At 65.3% G+C, this 24,711-nt stretch carries 29 protein-coding genes; 17 read left to right on the top strand and 12 right to left on the bottom strand.

Going from position 1 to position 24,711, the window contains the following annotated elements:
- Positions 1 to 75: 75 nt before the first annotated feature.
- Positions 76 to 417, top strand: coding sequence for an ArsR/SmtB family transcription factor (locus WMC41_RS09725; RefSeq protein WP_244765379.1), 342 nt, complete (start codon positions 76 to 78; stop codon positions 415 to 417).
- On the top strand, positions 414 to 1,337 hold the full coding sequence (locus WMC41_RS09720; RefSeq protein ID WP_432347877.1) for an SRPBCC family protein: 924 nt from the start codon (positions 414 to 416) through the stop codon (positions 1,335 to 1,337). Before WMC41_RS09725 ends, WMC41_RS09720 begins: the two co-directional genes overlap by 4 nt.
- A 159-nt stretch (positions 1,338 to 1,496) precedes the next feature.
- Here WMC41_RS09720 and WMC41_RS09715 read toward each other — a convergent pair whose 3' ends face one another.
- A complete protein-coding gene (locus tag WMC41_RS09715; RefSeq protein WP_244765381.1) occupies positions 1,497 to 1,937 on the bottom strand; it encodes a BA14K family protein in 441 nt (146 codons plus the stop codon).
- 288 nt (positions 1,938 to 2,225) lie between these two features.
- On the opposite strand from WMC41_RS09715, the gene WMC41_RS09710 reads away from it, so the two are divergent.
- Complete coding sequence (locus WMC41_RS09710) at positions 2,226 to 3,200, top strand: GlxA family transcriptional regulator (RefSeq protein ID WP_244765382.1); 975 nt, start codon at positions 2,226 to 2,228, stop codon at positions 3,198 to 3,200.
- Between the two features lie 141 nt (positions 3,201 to 3,341).
- On the opposite strand, the gene WMC41_RS09705 is transcribed toward WMC41_RS09710, so the two are convergent.
- The 3 genes from WMC41_RS09705 to WMC41_RS09695 all read right to left on the bottom strand — a co-directional run bounded on the left by WMC41_RS09705 (position 3,342) and on the right by WMC41_RS09695 (position 5,818).
- Positions 3,342 to 3,941, bottom strand: a complete 600-nt coding sequence (locus WMC41_RS09705) for a transglutaminase-like cysteine peptidase (RefSeq protein WP_432347876.1) — start codon at positions 3,939 to 3,941, stop codon at positions 3,342 to 3,344.
- 484 nt (positions 3,942 to 4,425) lie between these two features.
- A complete protein-coding gene (locus WMC41_RS09700; protein WP_244765384.1) occupies positions 4,426 to 5,037 on the bottom strand; it encodes a PilZ domain-containing protein in 612 nt (203 codons plus the stop codon).
- Between the two features lie 145 nt (positions 5,038 to 5,182).
- On the bottom strand, positions 5,183 to 5,818 hold the full coding sequence (locus WMC41_RS09695; protein ID WP_272805538.1) for a PAS domain-containing protein: 636 nt from the start codon (positions 5,816 to 5,818) through the stop codon (positions 5,183 to 5,185).
- Positions 5,819 to 6,110: 292 nt separating this feature from the next.
- Between WMC41_RS09695 and WMC41_RS09690 the strand changes: the two genes are divergently transcribed.
- Together WMC41_RS09690 and WMC41_RS09685 are read left to right on the top strand one after the other, a co-directional pair.
- Positions 6,111 to 6,851 carry a rhomboid family intramembrane serine protease gene (locus tag WMC41_RS09690; RefSeq protein WP_244765386.1) on the top strand — a complete coding sequence of 247 codons (741 nt, stop codon included), beginning with the start codon at positions 6,111 to 6,113 and terminating at the stop codon, positions 6,849 to 6,851.
- A gap of 186 nt (positions 6,852 to 7,037) precedes the next feature.
- Entirely contained in the window at positions 7,038 to 7,466 is a 429-nt protein-coding gene (locus WMC41_RS09685) for a CBS domain-containing protein (protein WP_244765387.1), read from the top strand.
- 79 nt (positions 7,467 to 7,545) lie between these two features.
- On the opposite strand, the gene WMC41_RS09680 is transcribed toward WMC41_RS09685, so the two are convergent.
- From WMC41_RS09680 to folE, 3 genes are all read right to left on the bottom strand, one after another.
- Positions 7,546 to 8,508 (bottom strand): patatin-like phospholipase family protein, encoded by a 963-nt coding sequence (locus WMC41_RS09680; protein WP_244765388.1) that lies wholly within the window; start codon positions 8,506 to 8,508, stop codon positions 7,546 to 7,548.
- A 361-nt stretch (positions 8,509 to 8,869) separates the two neighbouring features.
- Complete coding sequence (hisI, locus tag WMC41_RS09675; protein ID WP_432347875.1) at positions 8,870 to 9,322, bottom strand: phosphoribosyl-AMP cyclohydrolase; 453 nt, start codon at positions 9,320 to 9,322, stop codon at positions 8,870 to 8,872.
- Between the two features lie 139 nt (positions 9,323 to 9,461).
- Positions 9,462 to 10,073 carry a GTP cyclohydrolase I FolE gene (gene folE, locus WMC41_RS09670; protein ID WP_244765389.1) on the bottom strand — a complete coding sequence of 204 codons (612 nt, stop codon included), beginning with the start codon at positions 10,071 to 10,073 and terminating at the stop codon, positions 9,462 to 9,464.
- A gap of 394 nt (positions 10,074 to 10,467) precedes the next feature.
- On the opposite strand from folE, the gene WMC41_RS09665 reads away from it, so the two are divergent.
- The 4 genes from WMC41_RS09665 to WMC41_RS09650 are packed head-to-tail and all read left to right on the top strand — an operon-like array spanning position 10,468 to position 12,234.
- The gene (locus tag WMC41_RS09665; protein ID WP_133035393.1) at positions 10,468 to 10,914 is read left to right on the top strand and encodes an iron-sulfur cluster assembly scaffold protein; all 447 of its coding nucleotides are present in this window, start codon (positions 10,468 to 10,470) and stop codon (positions 10,912 to 10,914) included.
- A 6-nt stretch (positions 10,915 to 10,920) separates the two neighbouring features.
- A complete protein-coding gene (gene yidD / locus WMC41_RS09660) occupies positions 10,921 to 11,286 on the top strand; it encodes a membrane protein insertion efficiency factor YidD (RefSeq protein ID WP_432347874.1) in 366 nt (121 codons plus the stop codon).
- A 4-nt stretch (positions 11,287 to 11,290) separates the two neighbouring features.
- The gene (locus tag WMC41_RS09655) at positions 11,291 to 11,710 is read left to right on the top strand and encodes a DUF2267 domain-containing protein (RefSeq protein WP_432347873.1); all 420 of its coding nucleotides are present in this window, start codon (positions 11,291 to 11,293) and stop codon (positions 11,708 to 11,710) included.
- A complete protein-coding gene (locus WMC41_RS09650; RefSeq protein WP_432347872.1) occupies positions 11,707 to 12,234 on the top strand; it encodes a DUF1697 domain-containing protein in 528 nt (175 codons plus the stop codon). The genes WMC41_RS09655 and WMC41_RS09650 overlap by 4 nt, the downstream gene beginning before the upstream one ends.
- Before the next feature lie 2 nt (positions 12,235 to 12,236).
- Here WMC41_RS09650 and WMC41_RS09645 read toward each other — a convergent pair whose 3' ends face one another.
- Complete coding sequence (locus tag WMC41_RS09645) at positions 12,237 to 12,821, bottom strand: methyltransferase family protein (RefSeq protein WP_432347871.1); 585 nt, start codon at positions 12,819 to 12,821, stop codon at positions 12,237 to 12,239.
- A gap of 120 nt (positions 12,822 to 12,941) precedes the next feature.
- Positions 12,942 to 13,769: a pseudouridine synthase gene (locus WMC41_RS09640; protein WP_432347870.1), complete on the bottom strand. Its 828-nt coding sequence runs from the start codon at positions 13,767 to 13,769 to the stop codon at positions 12,942 to 12,944.
- Positions 13,770 to 13,967: 198 nt separating this feature from the next.
- Here WMC41_RS09640 and prmB point away from each other — a divergent pair, with 198 nt between their 5' ends.
- The gene (gene prmB, locus WMC41_RS09635; RefSeq protein WP_432347868.1) at positions 13,968 to 14,885 is read left to right on the top strand and encodes a 50S ribosomal protein L3 N(5)-glutamine methyltransferase; all 918 of its coding nucleotides are present in this window, start codon (positions 13,968 to 13,970) and stop codon (positions 14,883 to 14,885) included.
- Between the two features lie 7 nt (positions 14,886 to 14,892).
- On the opposite strand, the gene WMC41_RS09630 is transcribed toward prmB, so the two are convergent.
- Positions 14,893 to 15,330 (bottom strand): hypothetical protein, encoded by a 438-nt coding sequence (locus tag WMC41_RS09630; protein WP_432347866.1) that lies wholly within the window; start codon positions 15,328 to 15,330, stop codon positions 14,893 to 14,895.
- Between the two features lie 102 nt (positions 15,331 to 15,432).
- On the opposite strand from WMC41_RS09630, the gene WMC41_RS09625 reads away from it, so the two are divergent.
- The 4 genes from WMC41_RS09625 (at position 15,433) to WMC41_RS09610 (ending at position 20,329) form a co-directional block, all read left to right on the top strand.
- A complete protein-coding gene (locus tag WMC41_RS09625) occupies positions 15,433 to 16,095 on the top strand; it encodes a hypothetical protein (protein ID WP_432347864.1) in 663 nt (220 codons plus the stop codon).
- Between the two features lie 82 nt (positions 16,096 to 16,177).
- The gene (locus WMC41_RS09620; protein ID WP_432347862.1) at positions 16,178 to 17,113 is read left to right on the top strand and encodes a DMT family transporter; all 936 of its coding nucleotides are present in this window, start codon (positions 16,178 to 16,180) and stop codon (positions 17,111 to 17,113) included.
- 220 nt (positions 17,114 to 17,333) lie between these two features.
- A complete protein-coding gene (gene thrS / locus WMC41_RS09615; protein ID WP_432347860.1) occupies positions 17,334 to 19,307 on the top strand; it encodes a threonine--tRNA ligase in 1,974 nt (657 codons plus the stop codon).
- Positions 19,308 to 19,492: 185 nt separating this feature from the next.
- Positions 19,493 to 20,329: a lysophospholipid acyltransferase family protein gene (locus WMC41_RS09610; RefSeq protein WP_272805526.1), complete on the top strand. Its 837-nt coding sequence runs from the start codon at positions 19,493 to 19,495 to the stop codon at positions 20,327 to 20,329.
- 81 nt (positions 20,330 to 20,410) lie between these two features.
- Here WMC41_RS09610 and WMC41_RS09605 read toward each other — a convergent pair whose 3' ends face one another.
- The gene (locus tag WMC41_RS09605; protein ID WP_432348318.1) at positions 20,411 to 21,373 is read right to left on the bottom strand and encodes a hypothetical protein; all 963 of its coding nucleotides are present in this window, start codon (positions 21,371 to 21,373) and stop codon (positions 20,411 to 20,413) included.
- Positions 21,374 to 21,504: 131 nt separating this feature from the next.
- Between WMC41_RS09605 and WMC41_RS09600 the strand changes: the two genes are divergently transcribed.
- Both WMC41_RS09600 and WMC41_RS09595 read left to right on the top strand, forming a co-directional pair.
- Complete coding sequence (locus WMC41_RS09600; RefSeq protein ID WP_288077599.1) at positions 21,505 to 22,089, top strand: nitroreductase family protein; 585 nt, start codon at positions 21,505 to 21,507, stop codon at positions 22,087 to 22,089.
- A gap of 4 nt (positions 22,090 to 22,093) precedes the next feature.
- Entirely contained in the window at positions 22,094 to 22,702 is a 609-nt protein-coding gene (locus WMC41_RS09595; RefSeq protein ID WP_272807465.1) for a flavin reductase family protein, read from the top strand.
- A 38-nt stretch (positions 22,703 to 22,740) separates the two neighbouring features.
- Here WMC41_RS09595 and WMC41_RS09590 read toward each other — a convergent pair whose 3' ends face one another.
- Complete coding sequence (locus WMC41_RS09590; protein ID WP_432347858.1) at positions 22,741 to 23,385, bottom strand: hypothetical protein; 645 nt, start codon at positions 23,383 to 23,385, stop codon at positions 22,741 to 22,743.
- A gap of 129 nt (positions 23,386 to 23,514) precedes the next feature.
- On the opposite strand from WMC41_RS09590, the gene WMC41_RS09585 reads away from it, so the two are divergent.
- Complete coding sequence (locus WMC41_RS09585) at positions 23,515 to 24,642, top strand: DUF2336 domain-containing protein (protein WP_432347857.1); 1,128 nt, start codon at positions 23,515 to 23,517, stop codon at positions 24,640 to 24,642.
- The last annotated feature ends 69 nt before the right edge of the window (positions 24,643 to 24,711 follow it).

The raw sequence follows: 24,711 nt of genomic DNA, 5'->3' as shown, positions 1-24,711 counted from the left end.
TGGCGCCTCGATAATACTTAGCAAGTTGGCGAAGTTTCTCTTGCGTGCCGGGCGCATCGCATGATAGTTAGCATTATGACTAAGCATGATCCCGACCTCTCGCTGCTTTTCCACGCTCTGGCCGATCCGACCCGTCGATCGATCCTGACACGTCTGGCGGAGGGGCCGGCGGGGGTTACGGATTTGTCCGAACCCACGGGACTGCGTCTGCCCACGGTGATGCGGCACCTTTCCGTGCTGGAGGAGGCAGGGCTGATCGTCACGTCCAAGGACGGGCGGATACGCACCTGCGCCATCGTGCCGGCGGCACTGGAGCCGGTTCGCACATGGCTCGATGAACAGCGGGCCATATGGGAAGCCCGGCTGGATAGGCTGGAAGCCTTCGCGACGAGGGCGATCAAGGAGCGCAAGCAATGATATCGAAACGCAACCCCGAGCGCCTGTCTGCGGCACCCGATCCTGCGGACGACCGCTTTGCGACGCTGACCTTCGAGCGGACCGTGGCCGTGCCCTTACCGGTGCTGTGGCAGGCATGGACGGCTCCGGCCGCGCGGGCGGTCTGGTCTGCCCCGACGCCCTCCGTCACCGTGGAGTTCCTGGAGGCCGACACCCGGGTGGGCGGGCGCGAAATCTCGCTTTGCAAGGTCGAGGGCCAGCCGGACATTCGTTGCGAGTGTGGTTGGCTCGAATTGCAGCCGGGGCTGCGCAGCGTGAACTACGAGACGGTCTCCTGCGGGGGCGTGACGCAGTCGGCGGCTCTGGTGACGGCGGATTTCTCCGGCACGGACGAAGGCAGCCGAGTGATCGTGACGGTGCAGCTTTCCTCGCTTGCCGAAAACATGGAGGCCGGCTATCGGCAGGGCTTCAATGCCGGGCTGGACAATCTCTCCGCGACGGCCAGGCGAACCATGGTCCTGCACCGGGTGATCCAGGCGCCGCGAAGCATCGTCTGGGACAACTGGATGAATGCCGAGACGCTGCCGCAATGGTGGGGGCCCGACGGGTTTTCCTGCCGCACGAAGCGGATTGATCTCAGAGCGGGCGGAGAATGGGTCTTCGACATGATCGCGCCGGATGGCAAGATCTTCCCGAACCACCACCTCTATACCACGGTTCAACCCGAGGAGAGGATCGACTATACGCTGCTATGGGGCGAGAACGGCCCGAAGCATGCCGACGCCTGGGCATCGTTCGAGGATCAGGGCGAGGGAACAAGGGTAACGCTGGGCATGGTGTTCAGCACGGAAGCCGAGTTCCAGGCGGCGAAGGGTTTCGGCGCAGTCGAACTGGGCCTGCAGACGCTGGGCAAGCTGGAAGTCTTTATCAAATCACGATGAGATGCCGCGGCTTGGCAGCCGGTTTCAAGGATCGTTTTGAAGGGGTTTTCGGCCTGTGGCGCAGCCTTCAAGCGCATTCAAACCGAAGATTTTTGCTAGTCTACTGCAGCGAAAAGGGCAGCCGAATGGCTGCCCTTCCTTGCTTCTACGCCATACGCATCACGAATAGGGCGATACGCACTGCTGGCGCGGGCCGTTATAGGGCTGGAACGTGTTGTCATACGCCCGGTACGAGCGATAACGGTTGGCACACCAGCTCTGGTGCGATCCGCTGCCGGCCTGCGGCTGGTTGGCGATAGCGCCGCCGATTGCGGCACCGAGGCCGAAGGCGGCAAGCGGATACCACCAGCCATCCGAATGGCGGCGATAACCCGGGCGATAGTCGCGGTAGCCGCGATGGCCGTGCCAGCGGCGCTCGGCGCGCCGGTCGTAGCGATCGCGACGGTCGCGGCGATCGTAGCGATACTGCACCTTCTCGACGGCGGAGGCTTCCGGCACGGGCACCCTTGCAAAGGTCACGGCCTGGGCCGGGATGACGGAGGTCAGAGCCAGGGCAAGGGAGAGCGCGCCCGCGGCAAGACCAGTCTTGAGATTCAACATGGCAAAAACCTTTCCTGCTTTTTTCGAGAATGAAACGCGGGACGGCCCCGGGTGGTTCCCGTTGTCTTCGATGACGGCCGCAATCCCGCGGGAAAAGGTCAAAAAAAAACGGGTTGGTCCGCCTTGTCGGCTCGCCAACCCGTTCCGGTAAAATGCGGATCAGGGTGTTCGGGGTACAGGGGCTCTCACCACAATCCGGCTGCATCTCCAGATCTCCTGTGCGGCCGATCATGCCCGAACGCGATTTTCTCGATTGACATAATGCGCATATTTTTTGACGATTTCCACATGAGCAAAAAAGCGCCGCGGCAGGGGCCGCTCGACATCACGATCGTCCTTCTGCCCGAGTCGTCGATCATGTCGCTCGCCTCGGCACTCGACCCGATGCGCGCGGCAAACCGCGTCGTGCCGGAGCCGGTGTTCCGCTGGACGATCCTGTCGCCGCTCGGCAAGCCGGTGCTCCTGACCTGCGGCGTGGAGATCCGCGTGGACGGCGCCTTTGCCGACGTGACGAGCGGCGACGCGCTGCTCGTCATCGCCGGTTTCAACCAGGAGCGCCACGCCGATCGGTCCTTCGTGTCGCGGCTGAAGAAGGTGGCGCGTCGGTTCGACGTGGTGGCCGGCATCGAATCGGGCTGCTGGCTGTTGGCGCGCTCCGGCCTGCTCGATGGGCGCGATGCGACGGCGCATTGGGAGGAGCTCGAGGATTTCGCGGCCGCCTTTCCGGCGCTGAACGTGCGGGCCGACCGCTTCGTCACCGATGGGCCGCTCTGGACCTCGGGCGGTGCCTCGCCGACCTTCGACATGATGCTGCATCTGGTGCGCGCGCGGTTCGGCTCGGCGGTGGCGCTCGATGTGGCGAGCGTCTTCGTCTATGACGAGACCCATGCCGCGACGGATGCGCAGCCGCTCGTCTCGCTCGGCCGGCTGGGTGAGCATCAGCCGGACCTGGCCGCGGCGATCCGCCTCATGGAGCGCACCATCGACAGGCCGCTGACCATTGCCGCGCTCGCCCGGCGGCTCGGCTTTTCCACGCGCAAGCTGGAGACGCTGTTTGCCGCCGGCCTCGGCATCGGGCCGGGAAAATATTACCTGCGCCTGCGGCTGACGGCCGCCCAGCGGCTGGTGCGCGATACGTCGCTTTCGATCCAGGACGTGGCGTTGCGCAGCGGCTTCGACAGCCTTTCCGCCTTTTCACGCGCCTTTCGCAATCACTTCGGCGCAAGCCCGCTCAAACTTCGGGCCGAGCAGCGGGCCAAATAGAGTGCGGCCGGTTCCGGGACAGCAGAACCGGCCGCAGGGCCATGGTCGGGGACGGGGATTGGGGGACTGACCGGGCCCTTTCTCGCGCCCGGCGGTTTCGCCGGGCAGTCTCGTCATGCGGCGCCTTGCGGCGGCCGGATGTTACTTGACGCTACCGACGGCGTCGGCACGACCGTCCTGAAGCTTCACCCACTTGCCGGCATTCACCGAGGATTGGCGCTTCAGGTAGCGGTATTCGGTCTGCGACCAGAGCAGGACCTTGTTGCGCATGTTGTCGAGCACGAAGTCGCCGCGGTCGGTGCGCACGGTCAGCACGGCATGGCCTTCGCCGTTCGGCTGCAGCACGACGGTGATCAGCAGGTTGGAGGGCGAGATGCCGGCCTCCATCAGGCGCTTGCGCTTGATGAGCACGTAGTCCTCGCAGTCCGCAGCGGTGTCGGGATAGGTCCACTGTTCCTCGACGCCGTAGATCTCCATGTCCGTCAGCGGCATGAACTCGGTGTTGGCGGTGTAGTTGACCTTGAGGATCGTCTTCCAGTTTTCCTGCGTCAGCTTGAGCGGGCCGGTGTCCTTGCCGGTCGGACCGCACTCGTCGCTGTACTGCTTGCAGAATTCATAGTGCCCGATGGGCTGGTTTGTCGCGCCGGCCAGCGGAATGTTGGCGGGCAGGGCCATCGCGGCGCCTGCGGCGGCGAGAGAGAAGAGGAATGTGAACGTCCCTGTCTTGATCGTTTTTGTCATTGTGTCTGTCCCCGTTTGATGGGGTCACAATGGCAGCTATGTTTTGATCTTGCGCGAAAAACGGAAGTATAACTTAGTTCAAATCAAGACAGCATAAGAATAAAATAAGAATAGAATTTGACGTTGTTTTGATCTGTATTTGAAGCGTATTTGATTAAAATTTGAACGAAATCCTGCCTGCGCCAAGCCCGCCGCAGATGGCGTAATTTGCTGATTATAAAAGGGATATTTCGTTGTGCGCCGCGCTCTTCGGGAGGCGGCTGGCGGGCTGGGCGCGCCGGCGGGGAACGCAAGCCGCGAGCCGCAGCACCGGACGGGCGGCCGGAATGCCGAGGAAATCGCCAGAAGGGACAGAAAAACGCCTTGGCGGGCCGAAAATTTTTTTGCGTTTATTTTTGCGAGGAGCAGCCTGTGCCGTCCTGAAACAGCAAAGGGCCCCGCAGGGCCCTCTTAGAACAGGTCGGCGCCTTGCCGTCCCGGAATGTTACAGGAAAGCGGTCAGGGCTTCCTTCGACTGCACGGAGGAGAACTCGATGGCGACGCCCTCCTGGAAATGGCGCACGACGCGGCCCTTCATGTTGCCGAGCTGTATGGGCGTGCCGAGGGCCGGCCGCACCTCGATATCCACGGCCGCGCCGGAGAGCGACAGGTCGATGATGCGGCAGGGATAGCGCCGTCCGTCGTCGAGCGTCAGCTCGGTGCGGGTGTTGCGCGGCGCCAGGCGGTTGTGGCGGCGGTCTTCCGGCAGGCCGAGTTCATGCTTGTTGGCGATCCAGGTCAGCTGCGCGGCGAGCTTCTCGCGCTTGCGGTCCGTGGCGGTCAGGAGGATGGCGAAGCCGTTGTCGTTGAGGACGGCGACGCTGCCTTCGATGCGGCCGAGATGGTCCACATAGGCGATGATGCGCTCGCCCATGCGCGGGCGGGCGGCGCAGACGAAGCTGGCGTCGCCGGGCGACATGTCGAGCACGGTGCACTCGTATTCGTCGTGGTTGGGCAGCATCAGCCGGCCCGGCAGGTTCACCGAGACGCGCTGGAAGCTGCGCTGCTCGGGCTGCGGCTTGCGGGCGGCGGGCGATGCTTGCTGGAATGAGTACATGTGCGCGCGGGCCTGATGATCCTATCTCTTTCCAACTCTTAATCTTTCGAGGTTAACAGAAGGTTTGCCAACCCGTTGAAAAGCGATCACGGTCGCGTGTTTTGACAACTCAGGGGCGTTTTCGGTTGCGGCTGCGCCTTCGACCTCACGCATCGTCAGCCGGACGGCCGCCTTCGAAGATGCGAAGGTGCAGCACGCGGCTCACCGTCTGGCCGAGGCCGGCCGGCCGCATGGCCATGACGGAGGTGGGCATGGGGATGGCCGGCCGGTTGCCCTCGAGGCTGCGCGCGCGGCTCGGATCGATGACCGAGAGCGCGCCGAGCGTCGCATAGCGAAAGGCGCACAGCGGCGGCTGCTGGCCGGGCAGGGGGGCGAAGGCGCCGATGATGCGATCCGCCGCCTTGCCCTTGCTGGCAAGCGGCAGCAGCACGATCTCGGCCTCCGTGGTCTCCAGCCTGCCGTCGACGAGCGCGACCTGCAGGATGGCGGGCGCCGCATGGGCCATCACATTCTCCGTGATCCGCGCGATGCGGGTGCGCTGGTCGGGGGCAAAGAGCGCGTCGAATGCCGTTCCCTTCAATTCCCGGCCGAACTGCGCGCAGAGGCGCGTGCCCGCCAGGCGGAAGCGCGGATCGTGCAGCCGGCCGTGCTCCAGGATGAAGACGTCGGGCAGGATCGGCGCGATGTCGGCGGGCTCGATGGCGCTCCGCAACGGAACACGGCGCTCGCCGCGCTGGCGCGTCCAGTAGTCGTAAAGGGCCGTGATGGCCTTCGTCTGCATGCTCATTCCAATCGATTCTGTTCCGTTTCGGCACGAAAGGCCGGGCATCCGGTGGTCTTGCCGGGGAAGGAGCGAGTTTCGTGCCAGCGCGGCGTTAAGGTTAATATTTGGTTTCGATTGCGCTGCCGGCCGGCTTGGGGGAACATCCGGGCATCCCTCCATGAGGGACTGGTTTACTGCACAACGATTTCAGCCCCGGGGATTGGGGGCGCCGGCCGTCAGCGAAAGCTGCACGGCCTTTCTTTTCTCTGTATAAGCGCGATTCGTATTTTATGAGTTTGGTGGATCGGTCATGAGTAACGACGGCGTTGACGTGCAGGGTGGCAGTGCGGATATCCGCAAGCGGGAGCCGGCCTTCAACCTGCCGGGCAGCCTCGTCGCGGTCCTGGCGCTCCTGACCGCCATCCACGTGATCCGCACCTATCTTCTCTCGGCTTCGGCGGACGAGTTCGTGCTCCTGCATTTCGCCTTCATTCCCGGCCGCTATGCCATTCCCTTCGCCGAGCAGGATCTTGGCTGGCTCTGGGGGCCGGTCACCTATTCGCTGCTGCACGGCAGCTGGGAGCACCTGATCTTCAATGCCTTCTGGATGGTCGCCTTCGGAGCGCCGGTGGTGCGCCGCATCGGCCTTGCGCGCTTCTTCCTGTTCTGGTGCCTTTCGGCCGTTGCCGCGGTCGCCTTTCACACCGCGCTGCACTGGGGGGCGATGATCCTCGTCGTCGGCGCCTCCGGCGTCGTCTCGGGCCTGATGGGGGCCGCGGCCCGCTTCGTCTTCTCGCCGAGCGGGCGCATCAGCCGGCAGTTCGCCCATCTCAATCGCCGCCTGACGATACCGGAAGCGCTGTCCAACCGCTCCGTGCTGGTCTTTTCCGGCATCTGGTTCCTGACGAACTTCCTGATCGGCTTCGGCCAGATCTTCGGCTCGGATGCCGGCGGGGTGATCGCCTGGGAGGCCCATATCGGCGGCTTCCTGTTCGGCTTCCTCTTCTTCCCGCTCTTCGACGTCGGGTCGCCGGAAAGCCGCCGGGATTAACGATAGTCCATTAGCGGTCTTGCAATCGCCTCTTTCGTGGCGCACCATGGATGTGTTCCGGTTCGCACATGCACACCGGAACGGGAGCGGCATGTCGCGGGAGGAAGCGGATGCCGCCGGTACTGGCAGGGCAATCCCAATCGGGTGTCCCGCCTCTCTGCGTCATGATGCACACGGGAGGTACGCATGTATGTGAAGTCGATACTGGACGAGAAGGGCCGCAACGTCGTTACCGGCGGCCCGCAGCTCACCGTCAGGCAGGCTGCCGTCTATCTGCATGAAAACCACATCGGCGCCATCGTCATCCTCGACCGCAACGACCGCATCGCCGGCATTGCGACCGAGCGCGACATCGTTGCCGCCGTCGCCCGCAACGGGGCCGAATGCCTGGACAAGCCCATTTCCTCCATCATGTGGGGCAATGTCCATCGTTGCGGCGAGAACCAGACCGTCGACGAGCTCATGGAAATGATGAGCACGCTGCGCGCCCGCCATATCCCTGTGGAGAAGGACGGCCGGCTCGTCGGCATCATCTCGATCGGCGACGTGGTGAAATCCCATATCCGGGCGATCCAGCACGAGGCGGATGCCATCAAGGCCTATATCGCCAGCTGACCTCCGGTCCCCCGAACGGTTTCGGGCGGAGCGACAATCCTCGCTCCGCCCGCTCCGGCATCTGCATGCAGTCTCTTCATCAGCGCATCAGCACGACTTCCTGCATGCGCTTGATCTCGGTGATGCGGGTCTTGGCTTCGAGATAACCGCGATCGATCGCTTCGCCGGCGCGGTGGAACTCCGACAGGCCGATATCCGAAAGCTTGGGATGCAGCGCGAGATCCGGCGGGTCGCCGGCAAGGCGTGCGCGGGAAATGCGGTCCTGGATGATGTTGAAGGATTGCACCATCACGCTCGTCAGGCCGAGCCGCGCGGCGCTGTCCTCCTGCCTCGGCTCGTCGATCTTCTGTTCGCTGGCGCTGTGCTTGATCACCGCCGAGCGGCCATAGAGGTCGTAGTTGAGGTTGACGGCGACGACCAGCGGCTCCTCATGGGCGCGGCAGACCGAGACCGGCACCGGATTGACCAGCGCCCCGTCGACCAGCGTGCGATTGTTGCACTTGATCGGCTCGAAGATGCCGGGCAGCGCGTAGGAGGCGCGGATGGCGGTGATCAGCGCGCCGCTGTTGATCCAGACCTCGTGGCCGCTGTTGACCTCCGTGGCGACGGCGACGAAGGGACGGTCGAGGCTCTCTATCGAGAGGTTTTCCAGATGCTCCTGCATGCGCTTGGTCAGCCGCATGCCGCCGAAAAGGCCGGAACCGCGAATGGTGAAGTCGAGCAGGCTCGCGATGCGCCGCATGGTGAGCGAGCGGGCGAAGGCTTCCAGCTCGTCCAGCTTGCCGGCGAGGTAACAGCCGCCGACCAGGGCGCCGATGGAGGTGCCGGCGATCATCGAGACCTCTATACCCTCCTCGTCCAGCGCCCTCAGCACGCCGATATGGGCCCAGCCACGGGCGGCACCGCCGCCGAGCGCCAGAGCGATCTTCGATTTGCGCGGCGGGGCCGGCGCGGGAATATGGGACATGTCGTTCATGGAAGGACCGCCGGGGTCGGATGCATCGGCTGTTACAAGACTACGATTGAAACTCCAGTTCAACATTCCCGACCTCCGTTACCAAGAGGAATTCGCAGCGAAGCAATCGGTTCCGGCATCGCGGCATCCTCGGCAACACAATAGATGACAGGATAGATGCATTCTGTGACGCGGGGAACTTTGCGGACGAAAACCTGCCGGGCTGTCCCGTGTGCGTCCTGTTTCGGCTGGAGGAGGGCGCGTGCCCGCAGGATCGTCGCCCCGGTGGGGGTGGCCTTGGAAACCTGTAGTGACGCACGAGAGCGATGGGGTTCCATGTCCTGATCCGCATGACGGGGATAGAAGCCGCCATGCAGGATATTAAGCGTCGGGATCGGTTGCCAATTGGTGAATCCGTGCCGAAACCGGACGGAATTCGCCGGGATGCTTAATTTTTGCCGTAGATCGCCGCCGGGTCGAACTGCGGCGCGCCGCCCGTGATGGTCAGCACGGCGCCATCGGGACCGTTCGAGACCGTGCGGTAGAAGCAGGATCTGCGGCCGGTGTGGCAGGTCGCGTCATGGCCGGCGACCGCGACCTTCAGCCACACGGCGTCCTGGTCACAATCCGTCCGCAATTCCACGACGGTCTGCAGGTTGCCGGAGGTCTCGCCCTTCTTCCACAGCGCCTTGCGCGAGCGGCTCCAGTAATGCGCGATGCCGGTCTCGATGGTCAGCGCCAGCGACTCGGCGTTCATGTGGGCGACCATCAGCAACTCGCCGTCCTTCGCATCCGTCACCACGGCCGTCACCAGGCCGTGCTCGTCGAAGCGCGGCGTGAAGGCCGGGCCCGTTTCGAGCTCGGCCTTGTCCTTGGGCGGGATCTTGAAGGTGATCGGCATCGCGGTCGATTGCTCCATCTTTCTGTTTGACGCAATCCCGGACGCAAAACCGCTGCGCACTTTTGCTGGAAATGCTCCAGACTCTTGCTTTTGCCGCATTATCCGACGCCGAAGCGAGATCGCTTCGGCTGGAAATGCTCTAGCTCCGGATCATTGTCATGAACCGGACCTGCTCGGCCGGTTCGGTCTTGAAGGCACCGGTAAAGGTGGTGGTGAGCGTCGTCGAGCCCTGCTTCTGGATGCCGCGCATCGCCATGCACATATGCTCGGCCTCGATCATCACGGCGACGCCGCGCGGGTTCAGCGTCTCGTCGATCGATCTGGCGATCTGCGCCGTCATCGTTTCCTGCGTCTGCAGGCGGCGGCCGTAGATCTCCACCACGCGGGCGATCTTGGAGAGGCCCAGCACGCGGCCGTTCGGCAGATAGGCGACATGCGCCTTGCCGATGATCGGCACCATGTGATGCTCGCAATGCGAGAAGAACGGGATGTCCTTCACCAGCACCATGTCGTCGTAGCCGGCCACTTCCTCGAAGGTGCGGCCGAGCACGTCCTCGGCGGCGAGATCATAACCCGAGAAGAGCTCGCGATAGGCTTTCGCAACGCGCGCCGGGGTGTCGAGCAGCCCCTCGCGCTCCGGATCGTCGCCCGCCCAGCGGAGCAGGACGCGAACGGCATCCTCCGCCTCTTTTTGCGAAGGACGGCCGGACGGATCGTCGACACGCGGGAAATTGGTGACTATGGCGTCCATGGACCCATTGACCTTTCTGCAGGTTACCTGACGTGTTTATCGGACTCGCCACTGGCCATTCGCCTAACCCTGCAGGCTTGGGTTCCGTTGGCGGGCTCCGGGGCTTTCGGGTCTTCGCTTCTCAGTGCGCATGACCGTCCGGCACGGTTTCCCAAACAACAGGTGACCGACTTGCCCCTTGCCTTCGCAGTTCCGGACGGAAAACCGTTTCGCACGTTTCCGGGAATTGCTCCAGCGTCTTGCAAAACGCTCACCCCAATACGAGTTATCATATAGTATCGGGCGAGGCCTGCGAAAGAGGCTTGAGACGACACGCCGTGCTTTTTTACCGACGAGGCCGGAATAATCTCCTCGGATCATTGAAGATTCCGCAAAAAATGCGGAAAACGGGACCATGATGGACGATATCTACAACAGCCGTATCCTCGAATTTGCCGGCAACATCCCGCGCATCGGCACGCTTGCCGATGCGGACGGCGAGGCCGGCGCCCATTCCAAGCTGTGCGGCTCGCGCGTCAAGGTCTACCTAAAGCTCGACGGCGACCGGGTCACGGATTTCGCCCATGAGGTGAAGGCCTGCGCGCTCGGCCAGGCCTCGTCCTCGATCATGGCGCGCCACGTCATCGGCGCGACGACGGCGGAAATCCGCGACGCGCGCGACAAGATGCTGGCCATGCTCAAGGCCGACGGCGAGGGGCCGGACGGCCGTTTCGAGGACATGCGGTTCCTGCGGCCGGTCAAGGACTACAAGGCCCGCCACGCCTCCACCATGCTGACCTTCGACGCCGTGGTGGACGCCATCGGCCAGATCGAGGCGAAGCGGCTGGAAAAGGCCGGGTGAGGGGCGATGTGCGATGCGCCCGACTGCCGGCATGCCGGCGCGCGGCCTGTCCATAGGGGGCGCAACTGGCAGGGGCCGTTCCGCCGGACGCCGGGCCGCCTCCTCGGCATGGGGTTCATCCGGCTCTACCAGCTGACGCTTTCCGGCTTCGTCGGCAACGGTTGCCGCCACCTGCCGACCTGCTCGGAATATGGCTACGAGGCCGTCGCCCGCCACGGCCTGTGGCGGGGCGGCTTCCTGGCGCTGTTCCGTGTCGCCCGCTGCGGCCCCGGCGGTACCCATGGCTTCGATCCCGTGCCGGAGGCGCTGGCGCCGCGCTTTCACTGGTGGGCGCCCTGGCGGCTGTGGCGCGTTGCGGAAAAGAGGCGGTGACGCCATGACCGTGCCGATGGAATACCGCCAGGCCTCGCGTGATTTCGACGCCTTCCTCATCGATGCCCGCGACACGGCCATGCTGCAGACCACCAACCAGGCCTTCACCATGGCGGAGGCCGTGCTGACGGTGTTCCGCCGCCGGCTTTCTGTGGCGGACGCGCTTGCCTTCGCCGCGGTCCTGCCGCCGGTATTGCGCGCGCTCTTCGTGTCGGGCTGGGATATCGCCGAACCGGTCCGGCCCTTTGCGGAACGGGACGTGCTGACCCGCGAGGTGCAGGCGTTTCGCGGCGACCACAATGTCTCGCCGCAGACGGCCATCGCCGATGTTGCCGCCGCCCTCGGCCGGCATGTCGATCCGGCGGCCTTCGCGCGCGTCCTCGACCGGCTGCCGCCCGCCGCACGGGCGTTCTGGCGCCCATGACGGTCTATGTCGCTCTTCTGCATTCCATCGTGCTCGGCCCCGGACGGCGGCTCGTGATGGCCGACCTCAGGGCCATGGCCGAAGGCCTCGGCTTTCGCGGCACGCGGACCCTGGTCGCCACCGGCAACCTGATCTTCGAGGGAGAGGACGAACCGCTTTGCACCATCGAGGACCGGCTGGAAGCGGCGTTTCGCGCGCGCTTCGAAAAGCATGTCGACATCATCCTGCGCACGGCGGAGGCCTGGCGGCGGCTTGCGGCCGGCAATCCTTTTCCGGGTGGCAACGGCGCGGATGTGGGCATCCGCGTCATGCGGACACCGCTGGGGCCGGAGGTTCTGCCGAGGCTCGAAAGGATCGCCACGTCCGGCATCCGCCTCGCCGTCGTCGACGGCGATCTCTGGGTGGATTTCTCGCGGAAGCCGAGCGAGACGAAGCTCCTGTCGCACCTGACGACGAAGAAGCTCGGCATCGGCACCCTGCGCAATGCCAACACCGTCAACGGCCTTGCGACCATGCTCGGCTGAGCTTACAGCCACCGGGGCACCCGCTGCCGGTAGGCGCGATAGGCCGCGCCGAGATCCTGGACCAGCACCGCCTCCTCCACCCGAACCTGCAGCCGGACGGCGAGCACCAGCGCGGCCGTGAGCGCGAGCTGGACCGCATCCGGCCGCGCGACGAGAAGGCCGGCGAAGAGCGCGACCTGCCCGACGAAGACCGGATTACGCGACAGGCGAAACGGTCCCGTTTCGACGATGGCGCCGGAATGTCCCGCCGCCGAGCCGATGCGCCAGGACGGGCCCATGCAGCGCTGGGCATGGATGGCGAAGAGGCCGCCGGAAAGCGCCAGCAGCAGGCCGGCGATACGGACCGGCGGGGGCGGATCGAGAAACGCCGGCGCCGGCTCGACGCCGGTGGCGAGAAGCACGGGATAGAGCAGGCCGCCGGCAAAGCTCAGGCGGAAGAGCAGGGCGGGCGGGCCCTGCCGGCCGCCGAGGCCGAACAGCCAGGCCGGCCGTCCCGCCGCCCGCGCCGAAAGCGCCGTCAGGGTGAGGAAGGCGGCGAGATAGGCGCCCATGAGGGCCGCGGAAAGAACGGACAGGGACGGCATCATCGGGTCTCCGGTCTGGGTCGCGGCCAGTCTGCAACCTCCAGTGACTGGAGGGTCAAGGCCCGCGCCGTGCGACCCAGTATGCGGCCGGCCGGCGGCGCGGGGAAAATGCTGTCGCGGTGCTCAGCGGCGGACGAGCCGGCGAAGCCTCTTGACTTCCGCCTCCGTCAGCGGGCGGACGGCGCCCTTTTCGAGATCCCCAAGCACGAGACCGCCGATGGCGACGCGCACGAGGCGAAGGCACGCGATATCGAGCGCTTCCAGCATGCGGCGGATCTGGCGGTTGCGGCCTTCGTCGAGCACGATCTCGAGCCAGGAATTCCGTTCGCCGTCGCGCAGCCTGCGCGCGAACCTTGCGCGCAGGAACTCGCCGTCGTGGTGGACGCCGTTCACGAGCGCGTCGAGCACCGGCCGGTCGGCGATGCGGTCGATCTGGACATGGTAGGTCTTGGCGACATGGGTCTTCGGATCGAGCAGGGCGTTGGCGAATTCCGTGTCGTTGGAGAAGAGGAGCAGGCCCTCGCTCGCCTTGTCGAGCCGGCCGACGGGGGAGAGATGCGCGGGATCGAGATGCTTCAGGCATTCGAACACCGTCGGCCGGCCCTCCGGATCGTGCCGGGTGGTGACGAGGCCGCGGGGCTTGTTGAGCATGAGGTAGACGGGTTTTTCCGCGACGACCGCCGCGCCGTCCACCGTGATGCGCGCGTCGGCAAGGTCGATCCAGGTCTCGGGATCGGTGACGATACGGCCGGCGACGGCGACGCGGCCGGCCGAAATCAGCGCTTCCGCCTCCGTGCGGGAGCAGAAGCCGAGCTTGGAGAGGGCGCGGGGCAGGGTGGCGCGCTTGCCGGCGGGGGCGGCTTCGGGCCGCGCGGCGGCGCGGGCCTTCGGGGCGGCCGCTGCCCTGCCGGCAGGCGCCGGTTTTTGCCGTTTGCCTCTGTCTTTCGCCATGCTGCCCGTAAAACCCCTGATCGCCGCGGTTGACCGGCCAGCCCATGCCATTCTAAAGCCGGGTCCGTCCAGAGCCTTTCCGCTCGCCTGCGGCTGGTGGAAAGGCCCTGTTTGTCTTTTGCGCAATTCCCGACGCAAGACCGCTGCACAGTTCTGCCGGAATTGCGCCCGTCCACTATAGCCGAAGCGAGGCCGCCGTTGACCCAGGACGACATCACAACCGAACTCGTCACGCTGCGCGACTACTGGCGCTATGCGATCTCCCGCTTCAACGCGGCCGACCTCAGCTACGGCCACGGCACGACGACGGCCGGCGACGACGCGGCCTTCCTCCTGCTCGACACGCTCGACCTGCCGATCGACACGCTCGATCCCTTCCTCGACGCCCGCCTGCTGCCGGCCGAGCGGCAGCTGCTTGCGGCACGCATCGAGGCGCGCGTCACGACGCGAAAACCCTCGGCTTACCTCACCGGCCGGTCCTATATCCAGGGCGTGCGCTTTTTTGTCGACGAGCGGGTGATCGTGCCGCGCTCGCATATCGGCGAGATCCTGTTCTCCGAATATCTCGGCGGGCACGGCTCGTCCTTCCTGCCCGATCCGATGCTGGTGGAAAGCGCCGTCGACATCTGCACGGGCTCGGGCTGCCTTGCGGTGCTGGCGGCAAAGTTCTTCCCGCAGGCGAGCGTGGACGCGGTGGACCTGTCGGCCGATGCGCTGGAGGTCGCCAGGCTCAACCTTGCCGAACACGACGTGGAGGACCAGGTGACGCTCCTTCAGGGCGACCTCTTCGCCCCGCTTGCCGGCCGCACCTACGACCTCATCATCACCAACCCGCCCTATGTCGACCATGCGGCGCTCGCCGGCTACCCGCCGGAATTCCGCGCCGAGCCGGAAATGGCGCATGACGGCGGGGAAGACGGGCTCGACCTCGTTCGAAAAATCCTCGCAGAGGCGGCCGATCACCTCAATCCGGGCGGCGGCATGATCTGCGAGATCGGCTCGGGCCGCGAGATCCTGGAGGAGGAATTCCCGCATCTGGACTTCGTCTGGCTGGAGACGGAGCAGTCGCAGGACGCCGTGTTCTTCATCTCGGCGGAGGCGCTGGGCGTTTCCTGACCCGGCCTCACGCGACGGGATTGCGGGGCGGCGGACAGAGGGGATCCTCCGGCCAGTCGTCGTCCTCCTCCATCGCGCGGCACCACTCTTCGTCCAGCCGGTCCAGCGTTTCCGGCGTATAGCCGGCGGCAAGCCATGCCTGTTCGTCGCGGTCGCAGAGCGCCTTCCAGCCGGCAAGCAGGCTCGCCTGCGTGGCGTCGTCGTGCACGCAGGGCGGGAAGGTCTTGAAGTGCGTCGTGGCGATCTCGTCGGCGGGATGGCAGCCGCTGCAGCGCTTCGCGCGGCGGCATTGCGGCAGGCGGCACGTCCGGTGGTGGCCGGCTTCCGTCGCCGCCTTGCGAAGCTCCGGCTGCATGCGCCGGATGTGGCGGCGCTCCAGCGCGCTCATCGTGGTCGCTGCGTCCTTCACCTCGTCCATCGTTCCTGCCTTCCATGTCGCGGCCATTGCTGCCTTGCCTGCGGGCGTGCGAAAACGCCCCGCAGGCGCTCCATCGGGTTTGCTCATGTCCGGAGAACCGCGCGAAAGCGTTGCCTCTGGGATTATGGGATGGGTGGCATCGCTTTCGCGCGGCCCAAGGCGTTCTTCGGAGACGGTCCGGTCTCCTTCAGGCGCAAAACTGCTTCGCTGCGCAGTCTGTCGGCGCATATACCTTTTCCGAAAACCGCGCTCCGCGCTTTTCGGGGACATGCGCCGCCATCCTGCTTGCATGGCGGACCCAAACCGACCCCGCAAGACCCGGGGAAGGGGGAAGCCTGTCACAACGGAAATTCGCATTCCCGCAGCGTTTTACGCCTCTTCCGCCCCTGCCGTACGTTGCGGCAGAAAACGAAAGCGCCTCCTCCCGCCCGCATCGACACGTTACGCGATCCGTCCGGCGGCGGAAGGAGGTTCAGGATAGCGCGGGTTTTGGGGGTGGGGAAAATGCCAGCAAATTTTCTAGGTGAAATCTTTGCTGCGCCGATCATTGCAGCTACTTCAAATCTTCCGCGGTGTTTCAAAAATCAGGAAATAAGTGCGTATTTTCATCAGGATTTCGGCGACGACACTCATACGGTGCTGATCTTCTCAGGTCTGATCAGTTTTCTATTCTTTGGCGAACAGCCGACATTGGGTGTCGTAATAGGGTTAGTAATTATTACCGCCGGCGACATCATGCTTGCGGTCATCAAGTCGCCGTCCAGCGAGAACGAAAGCATATCGCCGGCGTAAGGTGTGCCCGCAATCCGGCCAGCTCTGCATCGGGACGCAGGGCTTTCGCCTATGGTGAGCTTCCTGCAAACGGGGAACAATCATGCGGTTGACCTATCTGGTGTTTGCTTTCCTTGGTCTCTTCTGGGGATCGAACTTCATTTATATGAAATGGGCGGCCGAACTGATCACACCTGCGCAAATCACCCTCCTGCGTGTGTTCTTCGGCTTCTTGCCGCTCGCTTTCGTGGCTTGGCGAAAGGGCGTGATCCAGCGGGAGCAAGTGCGGCATCTTCCGCATTTTCTTGTCATGGCGGTGCTGGCGACGGCCTTCTATTACTTCGCGATCGCGGAAGGCACGGCGCGGCTTCCTTCCGGCATCGCCGGCGTACTCGGTGGCTCGATCTCGCTGTTCACGACGATCGCCACTCTTCTATTCCTGCGCACGGAGAAGCCCAACGCCTTGATGCTGGCCGGCGTCCTGGTCGGATTTGCTGGCATCGTCCTGATTGCCCGGCCTTGGGAGAGCACGGATAGGACCATCGACATGATCGGAGTCGCCTGGATGCTGGCCGCGACCACCATCCTTGGGGTGTCGTACGTTTATGTCCGTCGCTTCCTGTCACCCCATAATCTGCCACCCCTCGCGCTCGCGACATGGCAAACGGGCCTAGCCCTACTGGTACTGCTGGCTGTCACCGATCGAACGGGAATGAGCGACATTCTGCAAAACTGGCATGCCGCCACTGGTGTTGTTATCGGCCTCGGTGTTCTCGGAACCGGGATGGCCTTCCTGATCTACTATTATCTCCTGCAACAACTCGGCGCAGTCGCGGCATCGGGCGCGACCTACATCACGCCTAATGTTGCGCTGTTGATCGGTTGGGCTGCTGGCGAGAAAGTCGGCGTGCTGGAAATCGCTGCGATCATCCTTGTTCTAGCCAGTATCGCAATGTTGCAGATCGGTCGACATCAAGCCACACAGGTGGCGGAGGCCACTGCTAAAACTCGTGCCTCCCAATTTCCGCGGCAGATTTGACATTCCAAAAACTCTAAGGTTTGCCACAAGACTCGCTTGCGGAGCTGATGGTTTACGAGGGATATGTCCAGCGGAGCAAAGCGAAAACCGCTGTTGTCTTGCCACCCCTTCCAATCCCTCGATTTTCCCCTTATACCGCCCTCCGCAACGCGCCGGCGCATCCGGCGCATTCCCCGCATACCACCCGCATTCGTTGGCGGGACTGGATAGGAGATTTTCGATGTCTGCACCTGTTTCCCTGACTTTTCCCGATGGCTCCGTCCGCGATTATCCCGCGGGCTCGACGGGGCGTGACGTGGCCGAGGCGATTTCCAAGTCGCTGGCCAAGAAGGCGGTCGCGATTGCGCTCGATGGCGAGCTGCGCGATCTCTCCGATACCGTTTCGAACGGGCGGATCGAGATCGTCACGCGCGACGACGACCGGGCGCTGGAGCTGATCCGGCACGATGCCGCCCATGTGATGGCCGAGGCCGTGCAGGAGCTCTGGCCGGGAACGCAGGTGACCATCGGGCCGGTCATCGACAACGGCTTCTATTACGATTTCGCCAAGGACGAGCCCTTCACGCCGGACGATCTGCCGAAGATCGAAAAGCGCATGAAGGAGATCATCCAGCGCAACAAGCCTTTCACCAGGGAGGTGTGGTCGCGCGACAAGGCGAAGGAGGTCTTTGCGTCCAAGGGCGAGAAGTACAAGGTCGAGCTGGTCGACGCGATCCCCGAGGGGCAGGACCTCAAGATCTATTACCAGGGCGACTGGTTCGACCTGTGTCGCGGGCCGCACATGGCCGCGACGGGGCAGATCGGCACGGCCTTCAAGCTGATGAAGGTCGCGGGCGCCTATTGGCGCGGCGATTCGAACAATCCGATGCTGACGCGCATCTACGGCACCGCCTGGCGCACGCAGGAGGAGCTCGACACCTATCTCAACATCCTCGCCGAAGCGGAAAAGCGCGACCATCGCCGGCTCGGGCGCGAAATGGACCTGTTCCATTTCCAGGAGGAAGGGCCGGGCGTCGTCTTCTGGCACGGCAAGGGCTGGCGCATGTTCCAGACGCTCGTCGCCTATATGCGCCGTCGCCTCGCGGGCACCTATGAGGAGGTGAACGCGCCGCAGGTGCTCGACAAGTCGCTCTGGGAAACCTCCGGCCACTGGGGCTGGTATCGCGACAACATGTTCAAGGTGACCGTCGCCGGCGACGAGACCGACGACGAGCGCGTCTTCGCGCTGAAGCCGATGAACTGCCCGGGGCATGTGCAGATCTTCAAGCACGGCCTGAAGTCCTACCGCGAACTGCCTGTGCGGCTTGCGGAATTCGGCAATGTGCATCGCTACGAGCCTTCCGGCGCGCTGCACGGCTTGATGCGCGTGCGCGGCTTCACGCAGGACGATGCGCATGTCTTCTGCACCGACGAGCAGATGGCGGCCGAATGCCTGCGCATCAACGACCTCATCCTCTCGGTCTACAAGGATTTCGGCTTCGACGAGGTCGTCGTGAAGCTTTCGACCCGGCCGGAAAAGCGCGTCGGCTCCGATGCGCTGTGGGACCGGGCGGAGAGCGTCATGATGGACGTTCTCAAGCAGATCGAGGCGCAGTCCGGCGGGCGCATCAAGACCGGCATCCTGCCGGGCGAGGGCGCGTTCTACGGGCCGAAGTTCGAATATACGCTGAAGGACGCCATCGGCCGCGAATGGCAGTGCGGCACCACGCAGGTCGACTTCAACCTGCCGGAACGGTTCGGCGCGTTCTATATCGACCAGGCGTCGGAAAAGCGCCAGCCGGTGATGATCCACCGCGCCATCTGCGGCTCGATGGAGCGCTTCCTCGGCATCCTCATCGAGAACTTCGCCGGGCACATGCCGCTGTGGATCGCACCACAGCAGGTGGTGGTCGCGACCATCACCTCCGAGGCGGACGACTATGCCCGCGAGGTGGCGGAGAAGCTGCGCGATGCCGGCCTGACCGTCGAGACCGATCTTCGCAACGAGAAGATCAACTACAAGGTCCGCGAGCATTCGGTGACCAAGGTGCCGGTCATCATCGTCTGCGGCCGGCGCGAGGCGGAGGAACGCTCCGTCAACATCCGCCGGCTGGGTTCGCAGAACCAGACGGCGATGTCGCTTGACGAGGCGATCGAGACGCTGTCGCTGGAGGCGATGCCGCCGGACCTGAAGCGCAAGCTCGGCAAGGCGTGAGCCTTCGCCGCAACTGTCGGAAAACTGCAATAATCCCGTGCTAGCCAGTGCGGGATTATCTTTTTGCCCACCCTCCTCCGTCATCCTCGGGCTTGACCCGAGGATCCATACGCGGCCGAGAGGCATGGATCCTCGGGTCAAGCCCGAGGATGACGGAGGAGGGGGCGGGGTTTTTGGGGAACACCGTGCGGTTCAAGGAACTGTCCTACGCCAACGAGAACGATCCGCGCCTCAAACGATGGTTCATCCGCTCCATGGAAGGCCTTGCCGGCCGTAACCGCTACGCCCGGCTCTACCATGTCTGGCGCAGCTCCGTCGTCGGGCGGAGCGCGCGGGTCTTCGGCGACATGCTCGACCTCATCGATGTCGGGCTGCGCGTCGAGGGCGCCTGGCCGCCGCCGGACCTGCCCGAGGGGCCGGTCGTCATCGTCGCCAACCATCCCTTCGGCATCGGCGACGGCATCGCGGTGCTGGCGCTCGCCGAGCAGCTCGGCCGGCCGTTCAGGGTGATGATCCACAACGACCTGCTGAAAGTGCCGGAAATGCAGCCCTATGCGCTGCCGGTCTCCTTCGAGGAGACGAAGGAGGCGCTGGCGCTCAACATGAAGACGCGGGCGGAGGCGGTGCGGCTTCTGAAAGAGGGCACGACGGTGATCGTGTTTCCGGCGGGGGGCGTCGCGACGGCGAGGAAGGTGTTCGGGCGGGCGGAGGACCTGCCGTGGAAGATGTTCCCGGCAAAGCTCATCCAGTCGGCCAAGGCGAATGTCATCCCCGTCTATTTCGAGGGGCAGAACGGCCGGCTCTTCCATCTCGCCAGCAAGGTCTCGCTGACGCTGCGCCTGTCGCTGCTGATCCGCGAGTTCCGCAAGCTCTCGGGCGCGACGATCGCCGCGCGCATCGGCGGCGTCATTGCCTGGGCGGAGCTGGATGCGGGCGACCGCCGGAACATCACGGCGCGGCTCCACGAGGCCGTCTTCGCGATGGCGCCCCGGCCGCGGCCGTTCCTGCGGCGCGCCGGCTGAGGACCGGGCGGTACGGATGCTCTATCTGTTTGAATCCGGAGCTTTTTCCCGCCTTCAGGCGATCGCGCCTGGATGCGGCTTTCAGTCCACCACGTCCTCGGCGCCGGCCTTCTCTCCGTTGGCGTTCTCGTCGAGCAGCACCTCGACATCGGTGTTGACGCCGGCCTTCACGGTGAAGTCGCGCTGGTAGATCTTGTTCTTGTTGCGGGCGACGGCGATGTAGCTGCCCTCGGCCAGCACCAGCGTCGGGAAGGCGCCGACGCTTTCGCTGACCGTGTCGCCCGAGGAGGTGAGGATCGACCAGGCCGTATCGGCGATCGCCTCGCCGCCGGGCTCGGAGACGAGCTTCAGCGTGAGCTTTGCGGCACGGTGCTGGATCGTCGCGCGCGTCAGCTTGCCGGCCTCGACCTGGATGTCGGCGCGGATGACGGCGTTGACCGTGCCGTAGTCGGAGACGACGTGGTAGGTGCCGGCATTGAGGCGCACGACGGAGTTCGGCTTGACGTCGTCGACGACGAGGTTGCGCTCGCCGTCCTCGCGCACGTCGGCGGCGAAGATCGAGAAGGAGAGCTCCTTCGGGGGGATGCGCACGTCCGAGCCGGAGACGGCGTTCAGCATGATGCCGCCGGCATCGAGCACCATGACCTGCTTGTCGACATCGCCGGTATCGGGAACGACCAGCTTCTTGGTGGCGCCCGCGCGGCCGAAGGCGACGTTGACGAAATATTCGCCGGGCACAAGCTGGAAGGCGGCGGAGCCGCCCTCGGAGGAGGCCAGCAGCGGCAGCTTGCCGTCGGCGCCCGGAATGGGCGAGAAGACGCGCCAGGTCAGCCCGTGCTGCATGGGGCTGCCGTCCTTCGTCAGGAGCGCCTCGCAGGTCACGTCCCTGAGGTTCGCCGGCGTTGCCTCGCCCGTCACGACCGGGTTGAACGAGGTGAGCTTGCTGCCCTTCAGCGGCGTGGTGATCTGGGAGAAACTGTCCAGCGCCTCCTGCGCGCGGGCCGGGACGGGCGACGCGACGAGGCTCGCCACGGCAAGGCCCATGGCAACGGCGGGAGGGATGGGCATGCGCATGGGGGCGGTTGACTTCCTGACTGTAAGGCTCCACTTGAAGACCCGGCTAATGGCATTTTCAAGGCCGCGTCCGCGCGCCAAGGTATTGGAACTCCCGCCCGATGAAAACCGAAATCAAGCTGATCGACTATCTTTCGACCCGCCGGTCGATCCCCGCCTTCCAGATGAGCGAACCCGGCCCCTCGAAGAGCGAGGTGGAGGAGATGCTGACGCTCGCCTCGCGCGTGCCCGACCACGGCAAGCTCGCGCCTTGGCGCTTCATCGTCTATCGCGGCGAGGAGCGCCGGCGGATCAGCGAGGCGCTGGCCGCCATCGCCATGGGCGACAAGCCGGACCTTTCGGACGAGATGGTCAAGGTGGAGAACACCCGGCTCACCCGCGCGCCCGTGGTGATCGCCGTCGTCAGCCGCGCTGCGCCGCATTTCAAGATCCCGGAATGGGAGCAGGTGATGTCGGCGGGCGCCGTGTGCCTCAACCTGGCGATGGCCGCCAATGCGCACGGTTTTGCCTCGAACTGGCTGACCGAATGGTACGCCTTCGACGAACGCGCCTATCCGATCCTCGGCGTGAAGCCGGGCGAGCGGATCGCCGGCTTCATCCATATCGGCACGCCCACCGTGCCGCCGACCGAGCGGCCGCGGCCGGAGCTCGCCGAGATCGTCACATGGGTCGGCGATGAGGCCTGACGCGCTGTTCTACGAGACGGCGGAGAACGCCCACGGCCTGAGGCACGACCCGTTCAAGGCGATCGTCGCGCCGCGGCCGATCGGCTGGATCGGCACGAAGGCGGCGGACGGGCGGCGCAACCTTGCGCCCTATTCGTTCTTCAACGCGGTGAGCGACAGGCCGAAGCTGGTGATGTTCTCCTCGAGCGGCCACAAGGACAGCGTGACCAATATCGAGGAAACCGGCGTCTTCACCTGCTCGCTGGCCGGCCGGCATCTCGCCGAGGCGATGAATGCCAGCTCCGCCGCCGTGCCGCGCGGCGTCGACGAGTTCGCGCTCGCCGGCCTCACGCCGGTCGCCGGCCGTCTCGTCGATGCGCCCTATGTGGGCGAGGCCCATGCGGTGCTGGAATGCCGGATGACGCAGGCCTTCCGCCCGGTCGACATCAACGGGCGGGAATCGGACAACTGGGTGGTCTTCGGCCAGGTGGTCGGCATCCATATCAGCCCGGAGATCCTGCGCGACGGCATGATCGACATGGGCGTCGCACGCCCGCTGGGGCGCATGGGCTACATGGACTACTGCGACGGCGGGGCGGAGGTTTTCGCCATGATGCGGCCGAAGGCGGGGTGAGGGCGCGGGCGGTCATCGCCCGGACCGATCCTTTCCGGTCAATCGCCCTCCCAGGCGGTTCGGATCGGCTTTATCTGCGCCGCATGCGCGGCAAGGCCGCCGAAGAAGCCGTCATCCCGCGAGCGTTCGCACGCCGTTACCAAGGCCGCTCCCGTCACGTCCGGCAACGAATCATAGGCCGGTATGCCGGCTGCTGCGGCGGCAAGGAGGGCCGCGCTGCGGGCTGCGGCGAAGGCGGCGGTCCATTCGCCGGTTTGCGTGAGCGTGCGGCTTGCGCCGAGGGTCTGCTTCAAGAGCCCCTGATCCCAGATGAGGGCGGCAAGTCGTCCGGACTTGCCGGCAAGGCCCTGCGGCGAGAGGGGGGCGGGCAGGATGCCGTCCGTGATCGCGAGGATCCCCGTGCCGCCGTCTTCCCGGCCTTCCTCGGCCTCGGCGACGGACAGGAGGGTGGCGAGGCGCTGGAGGTCCGCGCCGGTGCGCCAGCCGGACAGGGCAATTCCCGCGGCGCCGCCGCCGATGGCGCGGCGGAGGGTTTCGGCCTCGACCGCCCCGTCGACGATGACGAAGCTGCCTTTCACCTGTGCGTCGCCGGCGGTGCCGGCGCGTACCAGCACGCCGCAACCCTGGGGAAGGGCGGGGGCGATGTCGGTCGCTTCGAAAAGGGCGCGGGGTAGCGGTCTCATGGCCCCTTCATAGGCGCAGGCCCGCGGGAATGGCAATGACGATCCGGTTAACGGATATGGTGAACCAATCTTAAACACTTTGGCGCTAACGTGTTTCCAGTAGCGTTTTGCAGGCGTTTGGGGCGTCCATTGATCGTTCATGCTTTTCTTCGTTGGGTCGAGACCGCGCGGGCAGCGGACCGGGCGAAGGCGGCCAGTGTGTTGGCGCGGGCTTACGCACGGGCGCGCATTTCGGCCGTCGACCGCCGCGCCGCGGAAATGGCGATGATCTTCCTGCTCGACGATCCGGCGCCGAAGGTGCGGCTGGCGCTCGCCGAAGCGCTCGCCGATTGCGAGGACGCGCCGCGCGCCGTCATCCTGCCGCTGGCGGAAGACCAGCCGGAAATCGCCGCCCACATCATCCTGCGTTCGTCGCTGCTGACGGATGGCGACCTCGTCGATCTCGCCGCCAAAGGCAGCGCGACGACGCGCATGCTGATCGCCCATCGCGCCTTCGTCTCGCGCCCGGTTTCGGCGGCGCTGGCGGAGATCGGCGACGTGGCGGACGTGTCGGCATTGCTGGGGAACGAGGGCGCCGTCCTTTCCCGGCGCAGCCTGTCGCGCATTGCCGACCGGCTCGGCGACGATGCGGAAATCCGCGCATTGCTGCTCGACCGCGACGACCTGCCGAGCGATGCGCGCCATGCGCTGGTGGAGAAGGTCGGCACGGCGCTGGCCGGCTACGGGCTGATCCAGGCGGCGGTGGGCGCGAACCGCGTCGAACGCATCACGCGCGAAGCCTGCGATGTCGCGACGATCGGCATGGTGGGGGAGGTTTGCGCCGCCGAAATGCCCGCGCTCGTCGAGCACCTGCGGCTGACCGGCCGGCTGACGCCGGTCTTCCTCATGCATGCGCTGTGCACCGGCCGGGTCGAGTTCTTTGCGGCCGCCATCACCGATCTCTCCGGCCAGGCGGAGCGGCGTGTCCGCTCCATCCTTTCCGACGGGCGCGAGGCGGCGGTGCGCGCGCTCTACGAGGCCGCCGGCCTCGGCCGGGACATCAGCGCGCTCTTTGCCGAGGCGACGATGCTCTGGCGGCAGGAGGCGAAGGCCGGGGACGACGGGTTCTCGGTCTCCGAGCGCCTGCTTTCCCGGGCCCGCGCGGCCGGCGATGCCTCCTGCCAGTCCATGCTGGAACTCGTCGAGCGGCTGGCCATCGCCGAACAGCGCCAGACCGCGCGCAGCTACGCCCTCATCGCCGCGCGCGATGCGGCGTGAGCCCGGGCGTATCGATCCCGTAAGGTTTTTCGGGCGCTCTTAGCGCAGTTCCGCTTTTCTCCGAACCGC

The organism is Shinella yambaruensis (genome assembly GCF_050859155.1).
GTDB classification, from domain to species: Bacteria; Pseudomonadota; Alphaproteobacteria; order Rhizobiales; family Rhizobiaceae; genus Shinella; species Shinella yambaruensis.
Note: the sequence above shows the minus strand (reverse complement) of the source record. Positions and strands in the feature narration are given on the sequence as shown.